This is a genomic window from Terriglobia bacterium (assembly GCA_020073085.1).
In the GTDB taxonomy this organism is placed as follows: domain Bacteria; phylum Acidobacteriota; class Terriglobia; order JAIQFV01; family JAIQFV01; genus JAIQFV01.
Genome location: JAIQFV010000013.1, coordinates 122,744 through 140,735 on the forward strand (window position 1 = coordinate 122,744; position 17,992 = coordinate 140,735).

A 17,992-nucleotide genomic window follows, 5' to 3' on the forward strand; every position below is an offset into this window, starting at 1 on the left:
CCCCTTTGCCAGCACCAACAGGATCGGTCTTGGGCGCCAGCGTGAGTGGACGGCAGGGTCGCGGCTTCCCTGGCCATAGAACCGCCCTTGACGATTCCGGGAGTGGCGCTCGAAGGTTTTCCTCCGGGAAGACATTCACGGCGCCCCGATGGATCGGGGTGTCCACAACCCGCAGTCCGAATTTCGGGGTGCCCGCGAGGATCATATCCTCTCTGAACCTCAACATCCCTGTTATAATTCGCAAGGTATGGAGGATTGGATACAGAAGTTCCTGACTTCTCTGCGGTTTGAACGCAACGCCTCGCCGCACACGGTGCGCAACTATGCCAGTGACCTCGCGCAGTTTCGCGACTTCTTGCTGCGGCAGGAAGGATCCGCAAAATCAACAGCGATGTCCGGCCCGGACGCCGGTGTGGAACAATCCGCCGGTCCGGATGTGAAGTCCATCGACAATCTTCGCATCCGGGAATTCCTCGGGTCCCTTTACCAGCGCGAAAACCAGAAGAGTTCTATCGCCCGTAAAACGGCTGCGATCCGGTCCTTCTTCCGTTTTCTTGAGCGGGAGGGCGCCATTGAGAAGAACCCGGCCCTGATGGTGGCCGGCCCGAAGATCCCGCGCAAACTGCCCCAGGTGATGACGGCTGAAACGGTGGGGAATTTTCTGAATGCCCTCGATACACAAAGCGCGGAGGCGGGCCCGGACCCCCACTTTCTCCTTAAGCGCGATGTGGCCATGTTCGAGCTGTTGTATGCCGCGGGGCTGCGCGTCAGTGAATTAGTGGGACTCAATTTTGAGGACATTAATTTTGACGAGCGGATGTTGCGGGTACGGGGAAAAGGCAAAAAGGAGAGAATGGTTCCCTTTGGAACAAAGGCGGAGCAGGCCATGACGACCTACCTGGAACGGCGCGACCAGAAATTTGGTTCCCACCAGGTGGGAGGGAATCGCGCCCCGGTCTTTGTGAATTTTCGCGGGGGGCGTCTCACGGCCCGCTCGGTGGCCCGTCTCCTCGATGGCTACATCCGCCAATTTGATCGAAACCTGAAACTTTCGCCGCATGGTCTCCGCCACGCTTTTGCCTCGCACCTGCTATACGAGGGCGCGGACCTGCGGGCCATCCAGGAAATGCTGGGACACGAGTCCCTCTCGACAACGCAGAAATATACGCACACGTCCATCAAGCAGCTTCTCGAGGTCTACGACAAGACCCACCCCAAGGCTTAGCGCCATGACTAGCGCGATTTTCCACTCCTTCGACACCCTTGCGAGAACCATCGTCACCTCAAAAGATATTCTTCCAATTCCAGCCCGGAACGGTTGCAAATGACGATCAAAACCCACATCCCACCTTCCTGCCCTCAATGCGGTCGACCCATGGAGGCAGGGATGGACGTTTGTGCGTGCGGCTTCGATTGGACCGCTATCCAGCCCATGGGGGAAACTACGGCGGGCGGCCTTTCTTCAGGACAGCCGATTGACGTTGCGTCGATGGCCCCACGACCCCGGGGAAGGCCGACCGTAACGTTCTTTTTGATCGCCCTCAGCGTCCTGATTTTTCTTCTGATGACAGTGATGGGCGGTTCGACTGACATCAACACCCTTCTAAAATTTGGGGCCATGTACCGTCCGTTGTTTGCAGCAGGAGAGTACTGGCGTTTGGTGACGCCTCTCTTCCTCCATATTGGTTTGCTGCACCTCATGTTCAACATGTACGCGCTTCTCATCCTCGGGAATGTCGTGGAACAGATCTACGGCTCGACGCGGTTTCTTTATCTCTATTTGATTTCCGGGATTGGGGGAGCGGTGGCCAGTGCCTTGTTCTCTACGGCCGTGTCTGCCGGGGCCTCGGGAGCGATCTTTGGTGTTGCAGGAGTGGCGTTGATTGTCGGTTATCGCCACCGGGACCGCATCTCTTCCAACTTCAGAAGTGTCGTGGGACGGGGGATTGTGCCCTTTGTCCTGTTCAACCTTGCCTACGGGCTGCTCAACCGGGGGATTGACAATTATGCGCATCTCGGAGGTCTGATCACCGGTGCGGTCCTGGCCTTTCTAGTTCCTCCGGAACATGCAGGCTCTTCAATTGAGGATCGCAGGGTGCTCTCTTACGGTTTGCTGTTGCCATTCGCCGTCATCCTGGGGTCATTCTTCTTCCCTTTGAGGGCCCATTTTGAGATGAAGCGGGTGGAGGCTGACTTTAAGATGGCGCTCTCCCTTGAGAAAGAGAGGCGCTATGACGAGTCGGCGGCCCTGTATCAGCGCGCCCTCAAGGTGCGTCCGGATCTTCCTTCCATTCATAATAATCTCGCGGTCATCTATACCCGCCAGGGTAAATTTGAGGAGGCGGAACGGGAAGCCCGCGCGGCGGTGCGATTGGGTGATGGGGAGGCCATGTATCATCAAACGCTGGGAGCCGTGTTGTGGCATCAGCAGAGACTTCAGGACGCCGCGGATCAATACCTCCGCGCCGCCGAGCTCGATCCGAAGAATGCGGAGTCACACGCCGCTTTAGCGGCGATCTACCAGGATCAGCAGAGACCTGGGGACGCCATTCGAGAATGGTTGAAGGTCAAAGAGCTTCGCCCCGCCGATGTGCTGGCTGATAAACAGATTGAGGCGCTGCGCCATCATATTGCCCCGGAAATGTCCCTGCCTTGAGTGGGCATGGGGAGTGATGAACGGCACCTCTGGAATTCAGTCACCTTGATTTTTTGTTTTTGCCCCGCTAGAATCGAGTTCGATTGCGCACAGTCTGACACTGGGTTCAGGCTGACTGCTTTTCCTGTTGGTTTCCGACCCACCACCCTCAGTAAAAGAAATTCCATTCCTGTCGGCGAGGTGTTGTGATGGACGATGATCCTCGAGTGCCTTCTCCCCTCGAACCAAAGATCGATGAGTTGCTTCGGCGTCTTACTGACCTCGAAGAGATTGTGGCGCGACAGACACAACGCATCTTCGCCTTGGAATCCCAGCGGGGCGTTCCGACCTCGTCAAGCGTCAGGAGCGACCAGAGAACCAAACCGGCGGTTCCGGTTGAGCGAGGGCCTGGTCCTGCGCCGGCAAGCTTGGGGTCGCCCCGCCCGGGCGCAGGGCAGGGGACCACGGCCCCGATACCCCCTCCAGTTCCCGTACCGTTGTTCAGAGAGTCTATCCCATCGTCGGACAAATCAGCGACCAGCCTGGAGGCGCGCATCGGGGGGAACTGGCTGCTGTGGGTGGGCATTGTCGCAATTGTCCTGGGCACGGTCTATTTCCTGAAGCTGGCGTTCGAAAACAACTGGGTGGGACCGAGCATGCGCGTCGCCATCGGCGCTTTTTTTGGCATCGGGTTCGTCTATTGGGGTGAAGAGCTTCAGAAGCGGGAGTATCCCATCTATGGGCAGACGGTCACGGGTGGAGGAAACGCGATCCTTTATCTATCGATCTATGCGGCTTTCAATTTTTATCACTTGATCCCGGCCCCTGCGGCATTCTTTCTGATGATCCTGGTTACGGCGACGATCTCGGTTCTCGCCGCCCGGTATTCCTCGCTGGCCCTGGCACTCATCGGCCTGGTGGGCGGTTTCATGACTCCCATCTGGTTGAGCACGGGCGAGGACCATCAGGTGATTCTGCTCAGTTACATAGCGCTCCTGGTCGCCGGGGTGGCTTATCTGGCGCGTGCGCGGAATTGGGCGGTCCTGAACTCTTCGAGTTTTATCCTGACACTGGTCATCTTCCTGGGATGGGCCATCCGGTTCTATAGCGGAGAGAAGCGGGGCACCACCGAGTTTTTTCTATGCCTCTTTGCGGGCTTGTTTCTATTTGTGGGGGCTGAATCCCAACGTCAAGCCGATGGCCCCAGGCAATTATTGGCCCGGGTCTTAATGGGCGCCTCGTCGATTCTGTTTTACGTGTTCAGTGTTGTTAATCTTTTTGACCACGGCACGGAGGTGTTTCTCTTCATCGTGCTCTTCGATGTGATCGTGCTGGTCGTTGCGATGAAATTCCTCCTGAAAGGCCTCGGCTGGGCCGCGTTTCTTCTGAATGCCCTGAGTATTTATCCGTGGCTGTTGGTCCAATATCGCGAAGAGCACCTCGCTCTCACGCTGTGGTCGCTCACTATTATTTTTGTGTTCTTCCTGTCCTGGCCGCTGGGATTCATCTTCCGGAGGAAGGTGGCAACCTCCAGCCTGGATTTGGGTGTAACAGTCGCGAATGGCTTGGGATACTTCGGTGCCCTGTACTTTCTTTTGGAGCAGCATCATCACGGCATCCTTGGCCTCCTTGCCGTCTCCATGGGTGCGGTGTATTTTGTGACGGCGAATGCCATTTGGAGAAAGGCGGAACAGGAGAAGCGGTTTGCTCTGATAACACTTGGGGTGGCGATCACCTTTGTCACCCTGGCCATCCCGATTCAACTCAAACAGAACTGGATTACCCTGTCATGGGCCGTGGAAGCGGTAGTGCTCACCTGGGTGGCCGTTCGAACGTCCAGTGTCCGGATGCATCTGGCTTCGTGTGCCGTTATGGTATTGGCGGTGTTCCGTCTGTTTGCTTTCGACAAGGCCATTTCCAGCGACACCTTCCAGCTGGTGTTCAACAAACGATTTTTTACTTTCCTGAGCGTCATTCTGGCTTGCTATGCTATTGCCTGGCTGCTGAAGAAGATGCCCGCGACCCTGGACCCGGGACTGCCCCAAAACTTCCGGGTGTTCCTTCTTCTGGCCAGTTTCCTGACGGTGATCCTGATGAGCATGGAGGCCTCCAGTTACTATGACGCCAAGCAATGGTCCCTGCTGCGGGCTGAAGGATCGCGGTTTTACGATCCAGGCAGGAGATTCCGGGCCCTCGAGAACGGGAAGCAACTGGCCTATTCGGTGTTGTGGGGGATCTATTCGGTCACCCTGATCGTCGTGGGCATCATCAAACGGTTCCGCGATATCCGCTGGTTTGCCATGGCCTTGTTTGCCGTCACCATCGCCAAGGTGTTTCTGGTTGATCTCAGCTCCCTGGAGAGGGCCTATCGTGTGCTCTCCATGATTGTCTTGGGGGCCATCCTGCTTCTGGCGGCCTATCTCTACCAACGCTACCGCAAGGCGATCTTTGAGTGACAAGGGCCATCACGCCAGGACGCAAAGACAGAAAGAGGAACAACAAGGCTGAAGCTATGGTCGCAAAGAGAGATTTTTTTCTCGGAATCCTTCTTCTCATCTTGCCGTCCGCTCTCCTCGTCGCTGACTTTGAGCTGACCCATTGGAAATACTTCAAGAGCATTCAGCTGACGGGGGTTTCATCGAAACAAGTTGTGTCTGTTGCCCTGGACAATGAGCTCATCTCCCACACTGCCTTTCTTGAGCATGAGGTTCGCCTCATCGAAGGGCAAGCCTCCGAAGTGGCATTCAACCTGGTAGCCGACAACGATGAGATCCTTGAGGAGAACCAGATCAATGTGGCGATCCTGAACAAGGCGGTCCTCGGTGAGAAGTACCAGCAGTTTATCTGTGATCTGGGAGCAGCGGGGCGAATCACAAACCGGCTGGTTCTGGAGACCTCGAGTCACAATTTTGTTCGGCGCGCTGACGTGGAGGGGAGTGGAGACGGGCGAAACTGGCTGTCTCTGGCAAAAGGCCTCCACATCTTTGACTGGTCGGAAGGCCGCCGTCTGAAGCTCGAATTTCCGGATTCCACGTATCGGTTTTTGAAAGTACTTCTGTGGCTGGACGGCGGTGCCCCTCTAGACATTCAGGGGGCGGGGGTCTCGCGGCACGAGAAGATAAGCGGTGAGTTGGAGCCGGTCCCGGTGGCTTTGCACTCACGACTGCCTCAAACACCACAGAAGTTCAGCGAATGGATTTATGATTTCGGACATGATCGGCCGCTCGTCAACCGCTGTATCTTTGAGGTGACAAAGCAAAATTTTCGTCGGCGCGTTGAGTTGGCGGTCAGTGACGACATCACCCAATGGCAACCGGGACCGGCTCTTGAGATCTTTCGGACCACATTAGGGGATTTCAAGGATGAATTCACGACGCTGGAGACTAACGCGCTGAACCACCGTTATCTGAGAATTCGCATCCTGAATGGAGATGACCGTCCCCTGGAAGTCACCGCCATCTCCTTTCGACGGTTTGTGCGCCGCGTTGTGTTTGAATTCGACCCCGCACGGTCCTACCGGTTGTTTTACGGCAACTCCTCTGCTCAGCATCCCAGCTATGATCTCACAGCCCTGGAATCCCGATCCGGCCCTGGCTCTCTTACCAAGGGAAGCCTCGCCCGCCAGGAGGTCAACCCTTCTTACCTGGAGCCCCTCAATCGACTTCCGTGGAGTGAGCGACACCCGCGCCTGCTCTGGGCTGTCCTTTTCATCGTCGTCCTTTTGTTAGGGACCCTGTTGATCAGGAGCGCAAAGATGATGGGGAAGAAGTCGTAAAGGGACATTCAACAACAACTCTCCGAGTTTGAAGATCCGAAAGCGGTTCACCCCTCACAAGGGGGATGAGCGCGGACTTACGTATTTCATCTCTGTGTTCTTCGCAGTCTCCCCCATTTGGTTTTCAGCATTTGAGATTTCAAATTTGAGATTTGAGATGCTTTTGCGAGAAGTTGGGCTGCCCTTGCGACATGCCGGAGGCGCATCTTCTCAAAAAATCCTGTCGTTTTTTTAAAATGCAGTATAATGGCCGATTCTTGAGGGGCACTGATGACCGACAAACCCAGGCTTGCTGTAATTCACTATTTGAACACCCTGCCGCTCGTGTGGGGAATGCTGCACGGGCAGGAGCAGGACGCGTTTGAACTCTCCTTCTCCACACCTTCGGTCTGCGCCGAGTCATTGAAGCGGGGGACGGTGGATGTCGGGATCATTCCGGTCATTGAGTATCAACGGATTCCCGATCTGCTGGTGGTGCCGGAGATTGCCATCGTGAGCCGCCAGCGCGTTCGAAGCCTGCTGATTTTCTCCAAGGGTGACATCCGCGAGGCCCGGACCGTGGCCTTGGATACCTCGTCCCGCACTTCGGTGGCCATTACGCGGATCCTCTTTTCGGAGTATTACAAGACTCAGCCGAAATTTGATGATTGCGCCCCTGATCTCGACAGCATGCTGCGGTATCACGACGCGGCGCTGCTGATCGGGGATGCGGCGATGCGCGCGCCGCAAAACAACCTGCTGGTTTACGATCTCGCTGAACAATGGCACGAGTTTTCCGGCAAGCCGCTCGTGATGGCCGTGTGGGCGCTTCGCCGTGCCGTCGCGGATCGTGTTTCTTCCCGGACCTTCTTTGACTCCCGGGCCTTCGGGATGGCCCACCTCGAAGAGATCATTCGCAGTGAATCGAGCCGGTCGGGCTGGACAGAAGAGGATATCCGGGAGTATTACACCAAGGATTTGGATTACTCGATGAAGGAAGAGAGTCTCGCCGGCCTGAAACTCTTCTTCGAACTGGCTCAGAAGCTGGGGTTAATTGGTCCGCCCCGCCAGTTCGAATTCCTCCCCGGCGTTTCAAGCCTGGCCGGCAGCAAGGCCTGATCTTGAATGGCTGGACAAGGATCTCCAGGATCTGGAGGATTTGTCTGGGTTCTTGCGTCTTCGGGGTTTCCCCACATAAACTGGGTTGTACAGCGACTATAAGGCAGCGGGAATGACGATGCCGAGATGACCCGCTGGGTCATCATCTAAAGGGTGCTTGACGGGTTTCGAGGAATATGAGCGAGCGGATTACACGACAGGAAGCCTTGGGGCTCTTTCACGCCGATCTCTTCGAGGTGGGCCAGCGTGCCGATTCCGTGCGGCGCGAGAAACACCGCGACAACATCGTTACTTACATCATCGATCGAAACATCAACTATACCAATCTCTGCAACGCCTACTGCACTTTCTGCGCCTTCTACCGCCCGCCGGGAGATAAGGAAGAGGGATACGTCCTCCCCAATGAAGTGATCTTCAAGAAGATTGAGGAGACCATAGCGCTGGGCGGCACCGGCATCCTGCTGCAGGGCGGCGATAATCCGGATCTGCCGCTGGAGTATTACGAAACGCTGCTCCGCGAGATCAAGCGGCGCTATAAGATTCACACCCATTGTTTTTCGGCGCCCGAGTTGGTCAATCTTGCCAATGTCGCCCACCTGTCAGTCGAGGAAACGTTGAAGCGACTGGTCGGCGCCGGCCTGGATTCCATTCCCGGGGGAGGGGCCGAGATCCTCGATAACGCGGTGCGCAAGCGGATCTCTCCGCTCAAATGCACCTCCGAGGAGTGGCTCAATGTCCACCGCACGGCCCACCGTCTTGGCCTGCGCACGACGGCGACCATGATGTTCGGCTGCGGCGAATCGCTGGACCACCGGCTAAATCACTTCGAGCACATTCGCCATTTGCAGGATGAGTACGGGGGATTCACAGCTTTTATTTCATGGCCATTTCAGCCCGACAACACCCCGCTGGGCAAAAAATACTCCCACCGGACCACGGCCATCGAATATCTCATGAATCAAGCCATCTCTCGAATCTACCTCGACAACATCGACAATATCCAGTCGTCCTGGGTCACCATGGGGCTGGGCACCGGCCAGCTCGGCCTGCGCTTTGGCGCGAACGACGTGGGTTCGATTATGATTGAAGAAAACGTGGTCTCCGCCGCGGGAACGACCTACCGGACGACGGAGGGGGAACTCCGTTCGATGATAACGGCTGCGGGTTTCATCCCGATGCAGCGGACTACTCTTTACACTATGAAGGCAGATTCCCTTCATGGCGTGGGGCAGGTGATCATCCCCGTGGATGAAAGCGCTGTGTCTGCGGGGCAGGCATTGACTGTCTGACGACTTTCGGATTTGGATCGGCCGTCCGCCGTGGGACCTCCCGACCCCCCTACCGACAACCCTTCCTAAAGCCCCAACCGCTCACAGAATCACCCTCACGTCGCCGTCGCGGCGCGTCACGCGTTCCCGGTCAAGGAACTCCAGCAGGGGAATGGCGTACTTCCGGGTGATCCCTGTCAATTCCTTGAATTCGCTGACGGTCATTCGAGGCGCCGTTGATTTTCGTGCCAGAAGCCTGTTGCGAAGCTCCTGAATCGAGTCGGCATGAAACATCAGCTCCGAAGTCACACGAACGAGTCGGCCTTCTCTGACCAGCAACTGAACAATCTGCCCGGCCCGGCTGCGGTCGATTTTCACCTGGGCCAGCACCTCATTCGCGGAGGGCACCGAAAGTCCGGCCACCCGAAAGGCGTCCAGAATGACTTTCTTGCCGGCATCTTCTTCTGTGGACAGCGATACGCTTCGACCCGCCGAGTGAACCAGGTCTTTGGAGAGTTCCAGTGACTTCTCCTGTTGAGCTTTCTTCAACATGAATTCGAATACTTCATCGGAGACCCTCGGGCCGAGTCGCTCCTTCAATTCCTGTCTTGAGATGCCAATGGCCAGGGGATTACGGGAGTGAAACTCGCTCACCAGCGTGGCGATGTGTTGATGCAGTCGGCGCAGGTGCTCGGTGGAGACGATTCGCGCCGGCAGTTGCTCGGCCTTTCCCTGACTCGATAAGGTTCCCAACTGTGTCCGGAGAACCTCCGGGGAAAGTCCTGTTCGGAGGGTCAGCTCCTTGACCGTGACTCCGACGGTTCCGGATTCTTCCATCACATGGTGGACAATGTTTTCCAGCTCTCGCGCGCGAATGGCCTCGAGGAATCTGAGAACCTGGGGGTCTGCGCGAACCCGCCGGGGCGGGATAGGATCCAATACCATGCCTCCTCCGATGGTCACCACCGGCGAGAGACGACGGACAACAAATCGGTCCATGGGTTGGGCTATGGTAGGCGATGACAAAACCACCTGGACAATCCCCGTATCGCCCGGCTCCAGGACTTGCCGATCCAGCAGATGCAGGGTCGCCACCATTTCAGCCGTGCCGATATGAAAGTGGACGCGGTTCCGTGATTTCAGCGGCGCCGGTGCGGAATCGAGCAAGTGGAGTTCGACATCGAGGCGGGAAGTGGGTTGAAAGGTATTGCCCGGCGCAAGGACCATTCCCCGGGCGAGTTCGTTGACTTCCACTCCCTGCAAATTGATCGCCGTCCGCTGGCCTGCCGTGGCGCTAGAGACCGAGCGGTTATGGACTTGAATTCCCCGGACGCGGGCCCGCTTCCGTTTCGGAAGAACCTCCACTTCATCCTCGCGATTGATTTGCCCGGAGATCAATGTTCCCGTGACGACCGTTCCAAATCCCTTCATCGTGAAGGCACGGTCGATGGGAAGACGAAAAAGGCTTCCGGAGTCCTTAGGAGTTACCTCGCTCGCCAGCCGCCGCAAGTGCTCCTTCAGTGCTTCCAGTCCTTGCCCCGTCCTGGAACTGACAGAAAGGATCGGCCGGTTTTCCAGGAAAGAGTTTTGAAAAAAGGAGTTCAGCTCGCGAACGACGACCTCCTGGGTTTCGGCATCGACAAGATCACACTTGGTCACGACGGTAAGACCCGCCTTCACATTGAGAAGCTTCGCAATTTCAAAATGCTCTCGGGTTTGCGGCATCACGGATTCGTCCGCTGCCACCACCAGCATCAGGATATCGATCCCGTGAGCGCCCGCCAGCATGTTCTTGACGAAGCGCTCGTGGCCCGGGACGTCCACAAACGCGAGGTGCGTATCGGAATCGAGGTCCAGAGCTGCAAATCCAATGTCGATGGTAATCCCGCGTCGCTTCTCCTCTTCCCATCGATCACAGTCCACCCCGGTCAGCGCTTTGACCAGTGCCGTCTTCCCATGATCGATATGTCCCGCTGTTCCGACAATAACGTACTTCATGATTGAAGGGATATCATACCATTGTTGTGGAGTCTGGTCCGCTAGGGCGGACCACTCCTTTCAAACGAGGAAGTCTCATGGATTGTATTTACTTACCGGCCCCGAGGGAAGCGCTCCGCCAAGACGGACCGTTCTCGAAAGGAAGAGTGACATAAGTTATAGCGTCCCAAGCGGCATATGAGACAATACGTCATGAGGCCCGGGGGCCGAGTCGCATCAGCGTCCATGTTGTTGTGCCTAAAGGCGCTGACTAAAAAATTGCACCCGCGGGTCGCTCGAGTGATATAATCTCGGCTCATTTTGATGCGGCGGAGCACTCTTCACGTTAAGAGGATTTCTGACCCGGGGCCAAGGAGGTTCTGATCTTATGAAGGGGAAGGGAAAATTTGTCGTGGGCGCCGTCATCATCGTCGCCGCTGTGGTTTGGCTTGCATTCAGCGGATTTAATGAAAGCAAGGCCTATTACAAGACGGTCGATGAACTGATGGCCATGAAGGACCAGGCGCATAACGTGCGTCTCAAGGTGGCCGGTGACGTGGTCAAGGGCTCCATTGAGCGCCAGGGTCGCACGCTCCGGTTCAGAATCGAGCAGAAGGGCATCGTTGTCCCGGTCAATTACGTGGGTGATGAGACTTTGCCCGACACCTTTGTCGACGGCGTCCAGGCTGTCGTGGAAGGGAAATATGACCGGTCGGGGGTCTTCCAGGCTGACAAGATTCAGGCCAAATGCGCATCCAAATATCAGGCGAAACAGAAGGGGGAGACGCCCCCGAGTAAGACCTAATCGAGTGCGGATTTCGGATTGCGGAAGAGTTCACGTGAAATTTCTGATGTGTGAGTTGAGAATTGGGTTCCGGCCTCTGGCTTCTGACATCTGGCTTCACCTCCAGTCTGAGTTCCAAATCCCTTTGTAAAAGTCCGCCGGCTAACGACACCGTAACATCGAGGTAACCCATGCCCGAGATCGGCAATTTTGCAGTCATCCTGGTTTTTGTTTTTTCCGCCTACGCGGTACTGGGTGGAGTCCTCGGAGCGAGGCTGGATAATCGCAAGCTGGTCCGGAGTTCTGAACGCGCGGTCATCATCAGCTTTGCGATGGTGACCCTGGCAGTCGTCATCCTGTGGACCTTGCTTTTGACCAATAGCTTCAACATCGCCTATGTGGCGGCACACTCCAACCGGGACCTTCCTTTCTTTTACAAGTTTTCCGCGCTGTGGGCAGGGCAGGAAGGATCGCTCCTGTTCTGGGGCTGGCTGCTTTCCATTTACTCTTTTGTGTGCGTTCTCCAGAATCGCAACCGCCATCGTGCCATGATGCCTTACGTCATCGCAGTGCTGATGACGACACAGTGTTTCTTTTCCATCCTCAATCTTTTTGTGGCGAACCCCTTCTCCACGCTCGCCGTGGCCGGCGCCAGCGGCGGCCTGCAATCTTACGCCCCGCCCGATGGCAACGGACTCAACCCGTTGCTGCAGTATCCGATGATGGTCATTCACCCCGTGATGCTTTACCTGGGCTATGTGGGATTCATCGTACCCTTTGCGTTTGCCATCGCGGCAATGGTCACCAAGCAGCTGGGAGATACCTGGATCAAGACGACCCGGCGATGGACCATGGTGGCATGGTTCTTTCAGGGGTGCGGCATCCTGCTGGGAGCGGCCTGGGCGTATCACGTCCTGGGCTGGGGTGGGTATTGGGGTTGGGACCCGGTCGAGAATGCTTCCCTCATGCCGTGGCTGATGGGGACCGCCTTCCTCCATTCCGTGATGATCCAGGAGAAAAAAGGGATGTTGAAGGTTTGGAACATGGTGCTCATCATCCTGACTTTCTTCCTGTGCATATTCGGGACCTTTCTCACGCGCAGCGGGGTGGTCTCCTCGGTCCATGCCTTCGCCCAATCGTCCATTGGGACGTATTTTGTGACTTTCCTGGCGTTGATCCTGGCCTTTTCGTTGACCCTGCTTTTCGACCGGCTGAAATATTTGAAGAGCGAGAACCAGCTGGATTCCGTGGTCTCCCGCGAATCGAGCTTCCTCTTTAACAACCTGATCCTGCTGGCGGCCTGTTTTGCTGTCTTCTGGGGAACGATGTTCCCGGTTATCTCGGAGGCCGTCAAGGGAGTCAAGATCACCGTCGGCGCGCCCTACTTCAACAAGATCAATTTGCCGATCGGCCTCTTTCTTCTGTTCCTCACTGGTGTCGGCCCGCTCTTTGCGTGGCGGAATACTTCCCTGAAGAGTCTGAAGAAGAATTTCATAATTCCGACCGCTATGTCGTTGGGTCTGGGTGTAGTTTTGTTCGCCCTGGGCGTCCACGATCTTTACGCACTGATGGCCTTCATGTTGTGCCTGTTTGTGACCGTCACCATCGTGGCGGAGTTTTACAAGGGCGCCCGGGCGCGGGGAAGAAGCAGCGGAGAGGATTTTGTCACCGCTGTAATCAACCTGACGCATCGGAACACTCGCCGCTACGGCGGCTACGTCATCCATTTCGGCATCGTGCTCATCTTCATGGGGGTTGCCGGGGCGGCGTTTAACAAGCAGGTCAAAGCGGATATGGCGGTGGGAGAACGCACGCAGATTGGCTCTTATACCCTCCAGTGCGATGCGGTTCAGGATGCCGACAATCCGAACTATGCCTCCCAGCACGCGGTCCTCAGCGTCTTCCACAACGGGGTGAAACAGAACTACACGCTACGACCCGAGCAGCGGTTTTACAAGGCCAGTGGCCAGCCCACTACCGAAGTCGCGCTTCATTCCACGCTGGTGGAGGATTTATACGTCGTGTTCTCGGGAACGGTGAACTCCGATAAGGCGATCATTCAGGCGTTCGTGAATCCGCTGGTGCTGTGGATCTGGATTGGGGGCCTGGTGGTGGTGTTTGGCACCGTCGTGGCCATGATCCCGAGCAAAGGCGAGATGGAGCGGCGTGCCGCGTGGGAAACGGAATGGGAAAAAATCATCACGACGCGGGAAGCTGAACTGGTCGAGGCGACAAAGGAAAACCCCCGTGCCTAACGGTCCGATCTTCTTTCCTCGCTCCAAGCAATTTTTAGGGTTTGCCTTCTTGATGGTATTGCTCGGTTCCATGCTCATGGCGCAGGGCGGGCCCGGCCCGGCGATTACCCCGAAAACCACCCTCGATGATGTATCCGAAAAGCTTTCCTGCCGATGCGGATGTAATCTCGTCTTGAATCGCTGTAATCACGTCCAATGCGGCTCGGCCATCCCCATGCGGGAGCGCATCACGCGAGAGATTGCCCAAGGGAAGACTCGGGACGAGATCATTGCCGGCTTCGTCCGGGATATGGGAGAAGAGGTCTTGGCGGTCCCTCCCACTTCAGGATTTAACTGGAGCGCCTGGATCATGCCATTCGCCATGCTTGGCGTGGGCACCGTCCTGGTCATCGTCGTTCTGAAAATCATGATGCGAAGGCGTCCGATGGAGATTCCGGCGACCTCCCCGGCCGGGGCGGGTGAACTTCCCCCGACCACGGCGACGCGCGCGAGTTCCAAAGACCTCGAGGATCGCGTCGAGATGGAATTGAAGGAGTTTGGAGACTCCTAGCCCGCGTCTGCAAAAATGATGTTTGGTTCGAGAATCGCCTTCCGTTCCACAACTGCTCTCAGAAACTTCTGATTCTTACGATCGGAACCTGATTTATGATCTATGCCTTCTGTGCGCTGCTGGGAATTTTGGTTTTGGCCTATGCTTTGGAGCCCCTGTTTCGGCAGAGTGAATCGCTGGTCTACATCGACAACCTCGGCGAGACGGAGTTGGAGGGCCTGTTGCAGAAGAAGGACTCCATCTATGAGAACATGAAGGACCTCGAATTTGAGTGGAAAATGGGTAAACTTTCGGAAGAGGACTTTCACAAGCTGCGAGACGAATACAAGATGGAAGCCGCGCTGGTCCTCGACCGGATCGACTTCATCGAGCACGGCGAAGATTACAATGCCCTGGTCGAAAAAGAAGTGGAAGCAAAACGCCGCGGCCCCAAACGTTGACCCTTGGCCTGCCTTTGGATTCAAACCAACTGAATGATTCATGCTAAGACTTGCAGAAGGAGGGAGTGGAATGCGGGGAAAGAGCCCTGCTAGCTTCGGCAAGCGGATCGAGCATTGGATAATCTCACTCATGCTAAAGGAGGGCATGGAGGTTTACGTGCCGCTCGTCGACGACCACGCGGTCGACGCAGTGGTAATACGCCCTGACGGAACGACAGCACTGATCCAAGTCAAAGCGCACTCCGAGGGGGTCGTCCCCGAAGGCGCGGCTCAGTTTTCAGTCCGCCGGCCTGAACCTGAAAAGGGCCGCAAGGACTACTGGTACGTTTTTTATTCTGAACGCTTCGACAGGATGTGGATTATGACATCCGAGGAGTTCAAAAAGAATTCGAAGCCCACCAGGACGGGGAAGTATCGCGGGCTTCGTTACATCCGGTTCAGCGGAAAGCGGCAAGGCCCCCTTGACAGCTACGTTGACGTTGATAAGAACTTTCGTAGAATTCGAGGCCAGCGGAGCAAGTCTTAGCTGTCTGATCTCTCCGAGCGGGACTCGGGACCACGCTGCCGGATGATGAATGAGCTTTGGCGACGCCATACGTAGGCAGATGGATGGGATATAATCCACCGATGCCAATAATCTCGATGTTTTTCGGAATTGTGATCCGGATGTTCTACAATGAACACGAGCCTCCGCACTTCCATGCCGAGTACCAGGGATAGCGGGGGAAATTCGATCTCAATGGCGAGATGGTTGCAGGGAACGTTCACTCGAGAACAGCGCTGCGGCTTATCAAGGACTGGGCATCACTGCACCGGCGAGAGATCGAGGCCAATTGGGAGAACATGAGGGCTGGCTGCCCGCTGGAGCGGATCGAGCCCCTGGAGTGAGGGATTGTCATGACATTCATGCCGATGGTCGTCCAAGCAGAGTATCGAGGCGGATATCGAATTCGCGTAACCTTCAACGATGGTATGCAGAAAACCATTGATTTTGAGAACTGGTTGCACGGACCTGTCTTCGAGCCCCTAAAGTCCCCCGAATATTTCAAACGGTTTATCCTCGATGGCTGGACCGTGGCGTGGCCGAACGGCGCCGATATTGCCCCCGAAACTCTTTACGAGTGCCGAGAGGCGGAGGAGGCGGCTTAGCTGGCCAATATTCTGGTCCGTTGCGGGTCTCGGACGCGCGTGGTTGGATGAGACCCTGTTCGTCGATTGGCTTCCATTGTGGCAAGAGGTTTGCTGTGATTATTCGAATACTCTAATGAATGAACGATTGAGCGCTTTTGGAACTAAAGCATCTTTCATCTTCTTGTGCGGCCTAGTGCTTTTGTCTGGCCCTCTCTTCGCACAGCCCTCTGTCGAGATCGAAGGTGCGATCAAGAACGGGACGAGCGGCAAGCCCGTCAAGGGCCAGCGGATTCTCCTGATCTCGCCCTCCAGGGGAATGGAAGAGGTGGCGAGCGTCGAGTCAGACGGCGAAGGACGATTCAAGTTCGAAAGAGTGCAAGGCCCGTTTTTCGTGGTCCAGACGCACTACCAGGGCGCCAACTACAATCAGCCTGTTCAGCCCCAGGAGAGGGGCCTGACCCGGACTACCCTCACGGTGTATGACGCCACCACCTCGGATGCCAATGTTTCGGTGACCCGGGCGCAATGGCGGCTGGTTCCGGAATCGGGGAAATTGAATATCGACGAAGTGTTTGAAGTGGTGAATCGAACAGATCCCCCGCGGACGCTGGTGCGAAGCGACGGATCATTCAAGTTCGCAGCTCCGGCCGGGGCTACCGTCGAGAACGCGAGCCTGGAAGAGTCGGCGGGGATGCCGCTGCCGCAGACGCCACGGGAGATCGTCCCCGGGAAGCTGTTTGCCATTGATCACCCCATCCAGCCGGGCACGACGCGCATTGGCATTCACCTGACCGCTGATTACAGCTCGCAGAGCTTTTCCTTTTCCCAAAAGCTTGCCAACGCGCCGGGAGAGATTGACTTGTTCCTCCCCAAGGATATGCAGGTCAATTCCAGCGTCGGCCTCGAGAAAAGTTCTGCCGACACCCAGGGCTATCAGGTGTATGCCGCGCGAGGCAAGCGCGCAGGAGACGACGTGACGGTCAACGTCGCGGGCGGGACGGCGCCGGTCGAAGGATCGGACTCGGGCATTGGGGAGGGCAGTGGCTCGTCGTCAGTAACCCAGTTGCCGAATGCCATTGGATCCATCCAGGTTCCGCTCGTCGGTCTATTGGGATTGCTGATGCTCTGGTCGCTGAGCTTTGCCATTTTCCAGCGCCGCGAGCCATCCAAAAAATCGGACGGGCCATCGCCGGGCAAGAAAAAACAACTGTCCGAACAGAAGGACTATTTGGTCCGGCGGATCATTGAACTCGACCAGCGTTTCGCGGCCAAAGAGATCGTGGAACGGGATTATCACCTCCAGCGCAGCCGCCTGAAAAGCAAGTGCGCCGAGCTGATGCGGCGCCTTCAACCGGTTCCCACCAGGAAGCGAGAGAAGACCGTTGCCTGAGTCCGCGCCCCATGTCCGCCTTGCCGTCATTCACAAATCCTTCGGCCATTTCACGGCGCTTGACCGGGTCACCTGTTCGATTGCCTCTTAATGCGGCCCACCTCGGGCGACTACCAGTTGCTGGGTGAAAACGCGCGGCACCAGCCGGACCGAACCCGGGCCCAAATCGGGTTCATTTCCCACTCCACCTATCTCTACGCTGACCTGACTGCATATGAGAACTTGAAATTTTTTGGCGCGCTCTACGGTTTAGACGACCTCGAGGGGCGAATTCGAAGCGCCCTTGATGATGTCAGGTTGTGGGACCGTCGCGGAGAGCGCGTTCGCGGATTTTCCCGCGGCATGCAACAGCGACTTTCGCTGGCTCGCACCTTCCTGCATAATCCATCGCTTTTATTGCTCGACGAGCCTTACACCGGGCTCGATCCCATTGCCGCGGACATGCTGGACCGCTTGATTGAGCGGTGTCAGGGGGAAGGGCGCACGGTCATTCTGACCACCCATAACCTGGATCTGCGACTGCGCGGCGTGAGTCATGTGTTGGTGCTCGAGAAAGGGAACGTCGTGTTTGATGAGCGCGGGACCGGGTTCTCGCCGAAGGAGTTTACCGAGATCTTCCGCACTCACGTGGACGAGGCTGAAGAGTAGCCGGGAGGAGAGTCCGCTTCTCGCGCGGCCGGCGGCCGCGA

General features: G+C 56.6%; 15 protein-coding genes and 1 pseudogene. 15 read left to right on the plus strand and 1 reads right to left on the minus strand.

What is annotated here, in order from left to right:
* Positions 1–247: 247 nt before the first annotated feature.
* The 6 genes from LAO21_14580 to mqnC all read left to right on the plus strand — a co-directional run bounded on the left by LAO21_14580 (position 248) and on the right by mqnC (position 8,797).
* The gene (locus LAO21_14580) at positions 248–1,225 is read left to right on the plus strand and encodes a tyrosine recombinase XerC (protein MBZ5553943.1); all 978 of its coding nucleotides are present in this window, start codon (positions 248–250) and stop codon (positions 1,223–1,225) included.
* Between the two features lie 162 nt (positions 1,226–1,387).
* The gene (locus LAO21_14585; protein ID MBZ5553944.1) at positions 1,388–2,656 is read left to right on the plus strand and encodes a rhomboid family intramembrane serine protease; all 1,269 of its coding nucleotides are present in this window, start codon (positions 1,388–1,390) and stop codon (positions 2,654–2,656) included.
* Between the two features lie 188 nt (positions 2,657–2,844).
* On the plus strand, positions 2,845–5,091 hold the full coding sequence (locus LAO21_14590; protein ID MBZ5553945.1) for a DUF2339 domain-containing protein: 2,247 nt from the start codon (positions 2,845–2,847) through the stop codon (positions 5,089–5,091).
* A 56-nt stretch (positions 5,092–5,147) separates the two neighbouring features.
* Positions 5,148–6,410 carry a DUF3999 domain-containing protein gene (locus tag LAO21_14595; protein ID MBZ5553946.1) on the plus strand — a complete coding sequence of 421 codons (1,263 nt, stop codon included), beginning with the start codon at positions 5,148–5,150 and terminating at the stop codon, positions 6,408–6,410.
* 270 nt (positions 6,411–6,680) lie between these two features.
* A complete protein-coding gene (locus LAO21_14600) occupies positions 6,681–7,508 on the plus strand; it encodes a menaquinone biosynthesis protein (protein ID MBZ5553947.1) in 828 nt (275 codons plus the stop codon).
* Between the two features lie 176 nt (positions 7,509–7,684).
* Positions 7,685–8,797, plus strand: a complete 1,113-nt coding sequence (mqnC, locus tag LAO21_14605; protein ID MBZ5553948.1) for a dehypoxanthine futalosine cyclase — start codon at positions 7,685–7,687, stop codon at positions 8,795–8,797.
* A gap of 81 nt (positions 8,798–8,878) precedes the next feature.
* On the opposite strand, the gene selB is transcribed toward mqnC, so the two are convergent.
* The gene (gene selB, locus LAO21_14610) at positions 8,879–10,774 is read right to left on the minus strand and encodes a selenocysteine-specific translation elongation factor (protein MBZ5553949.1); all 1,896 of its coding nucleotides are present in this window, start codon (positions 10,772–10,774) and stop codon (positions 8,879–8,881) included.
* Between the two features lie 367 nt (positions 10,775–11,141).
* Here selB and LAO21_14615 point away from each other — a divergent pair, with 367 nt between their 5' ends.
* The 9 genes and pseudogenes from LAO21_14615 to LAO21_14655 all read left to right on the plus strand — a co-directional run bounded on the left by LAO21_14615 (position 11,142) and on the right by LAO21_14655 (position 17,951).
* The gene (locus tag LAO21_14615; protein MBZ5553950.1) at positions 11,142–11,558 is read left to right on the plus strand and encodes a cytochrome c maturation protein CcmE; all 417 of its coding nucleotides are present in this window, start codon (positions 11,142–11,144) and stop codon (positions 11,556–11,558) included.
* A 170-nt stretch (positions 11,559–11,728) separates the two neighbouring features.
* Positions 11,729–13,792, plus strand: a complete 2,064-nt coding sequence (locus LAO21_14620) for a heme lyase CcmF/NrfE family subunit (GenBank protein MBZ5553951.1) — start codon at positions 11,729–11,731, stop codon at positions 13,790–13,792.
* Positions 13,785–14,342, plus strand: coding sequence for a cytochrome c-type biogenesis protein CcmH (locus tag LAO21_14625; GenBank protein ID MBZ5553952.1), 558 nt, complete (start codon positions 13,785–13,787; stop codon positions 14,340–14,342). The genes LAO21_14620 and LAO21_14625 overlap by 8 nt, the downstream gene beginning before the upstream one ends.
* Positions 14,343–14,437: 95 nt before the next feature.
* The gene (locus LAO21_14630) at positions 14,438–14,782 is read left to right on the plus strand and encodes a hypothetical protein (protein MBZ5553953.1); all 345 of its coding nucleotides are present in this window, start codon (positions 14,438–14,440) and stop codon (positions 14,780–14,782) included.
* A gap of 40 nt (positions 14,783–14,822) precedes the next feature.
* Positions 14,823–15,308, plus strand: a complete 486-nt coding sequence (locus tag LAO21_14635; GenBank protein ID MBZ5553954.1) for a hypothetical protein — start codon at positions 14,823–14,825, stop codon at positions 15,306–15,308.
* Positions 15,309–15,409: 101 nt separating this feature from the next.
* Positions 15,410–15,670, plus strand: a pseudogene (locus LAO21_14640) (DUF4160 domain-containing protein).
* 9 nt (positions 15,671–15,679) lie between these two features.
* A complete protein-coding gene (locus tag LAO21_14645; GenBank protein ID MBZ5553955.1) occupies positions 15,680–15,931 on the plus strand; it encodes a DUF2442 domain-containing protein in 252 nt (83 codons plus the stop codon).
* 115 nt (positions 15,932–16,046) lie between these two features.
* Positions 16,047–17,303: a hypothetical protein gene (locus LAO21_14650; GenBank protein MBZ5553956.1), complete on the plus strand. Its 1,257-nt coding sequence runs from the start codon at positions 16,047–16,049 to the stop codon at positions 17,301–17,303.
* 90 nt (positions 17,304–17,393) lie between these two features.
* Complete coding sequence (locus LAO21_14655) at positions 17,394–17,951, plus strand: ABC transporter ATP-binding protein (protein MBZ5553957.1); 558 nt, start codon at positions 17,394–17,396, stop codon at positions 17,949–17,951.
* The last annotated feature ends 41 nt before the right edge of the window (positions 17,952–17,992 follow it).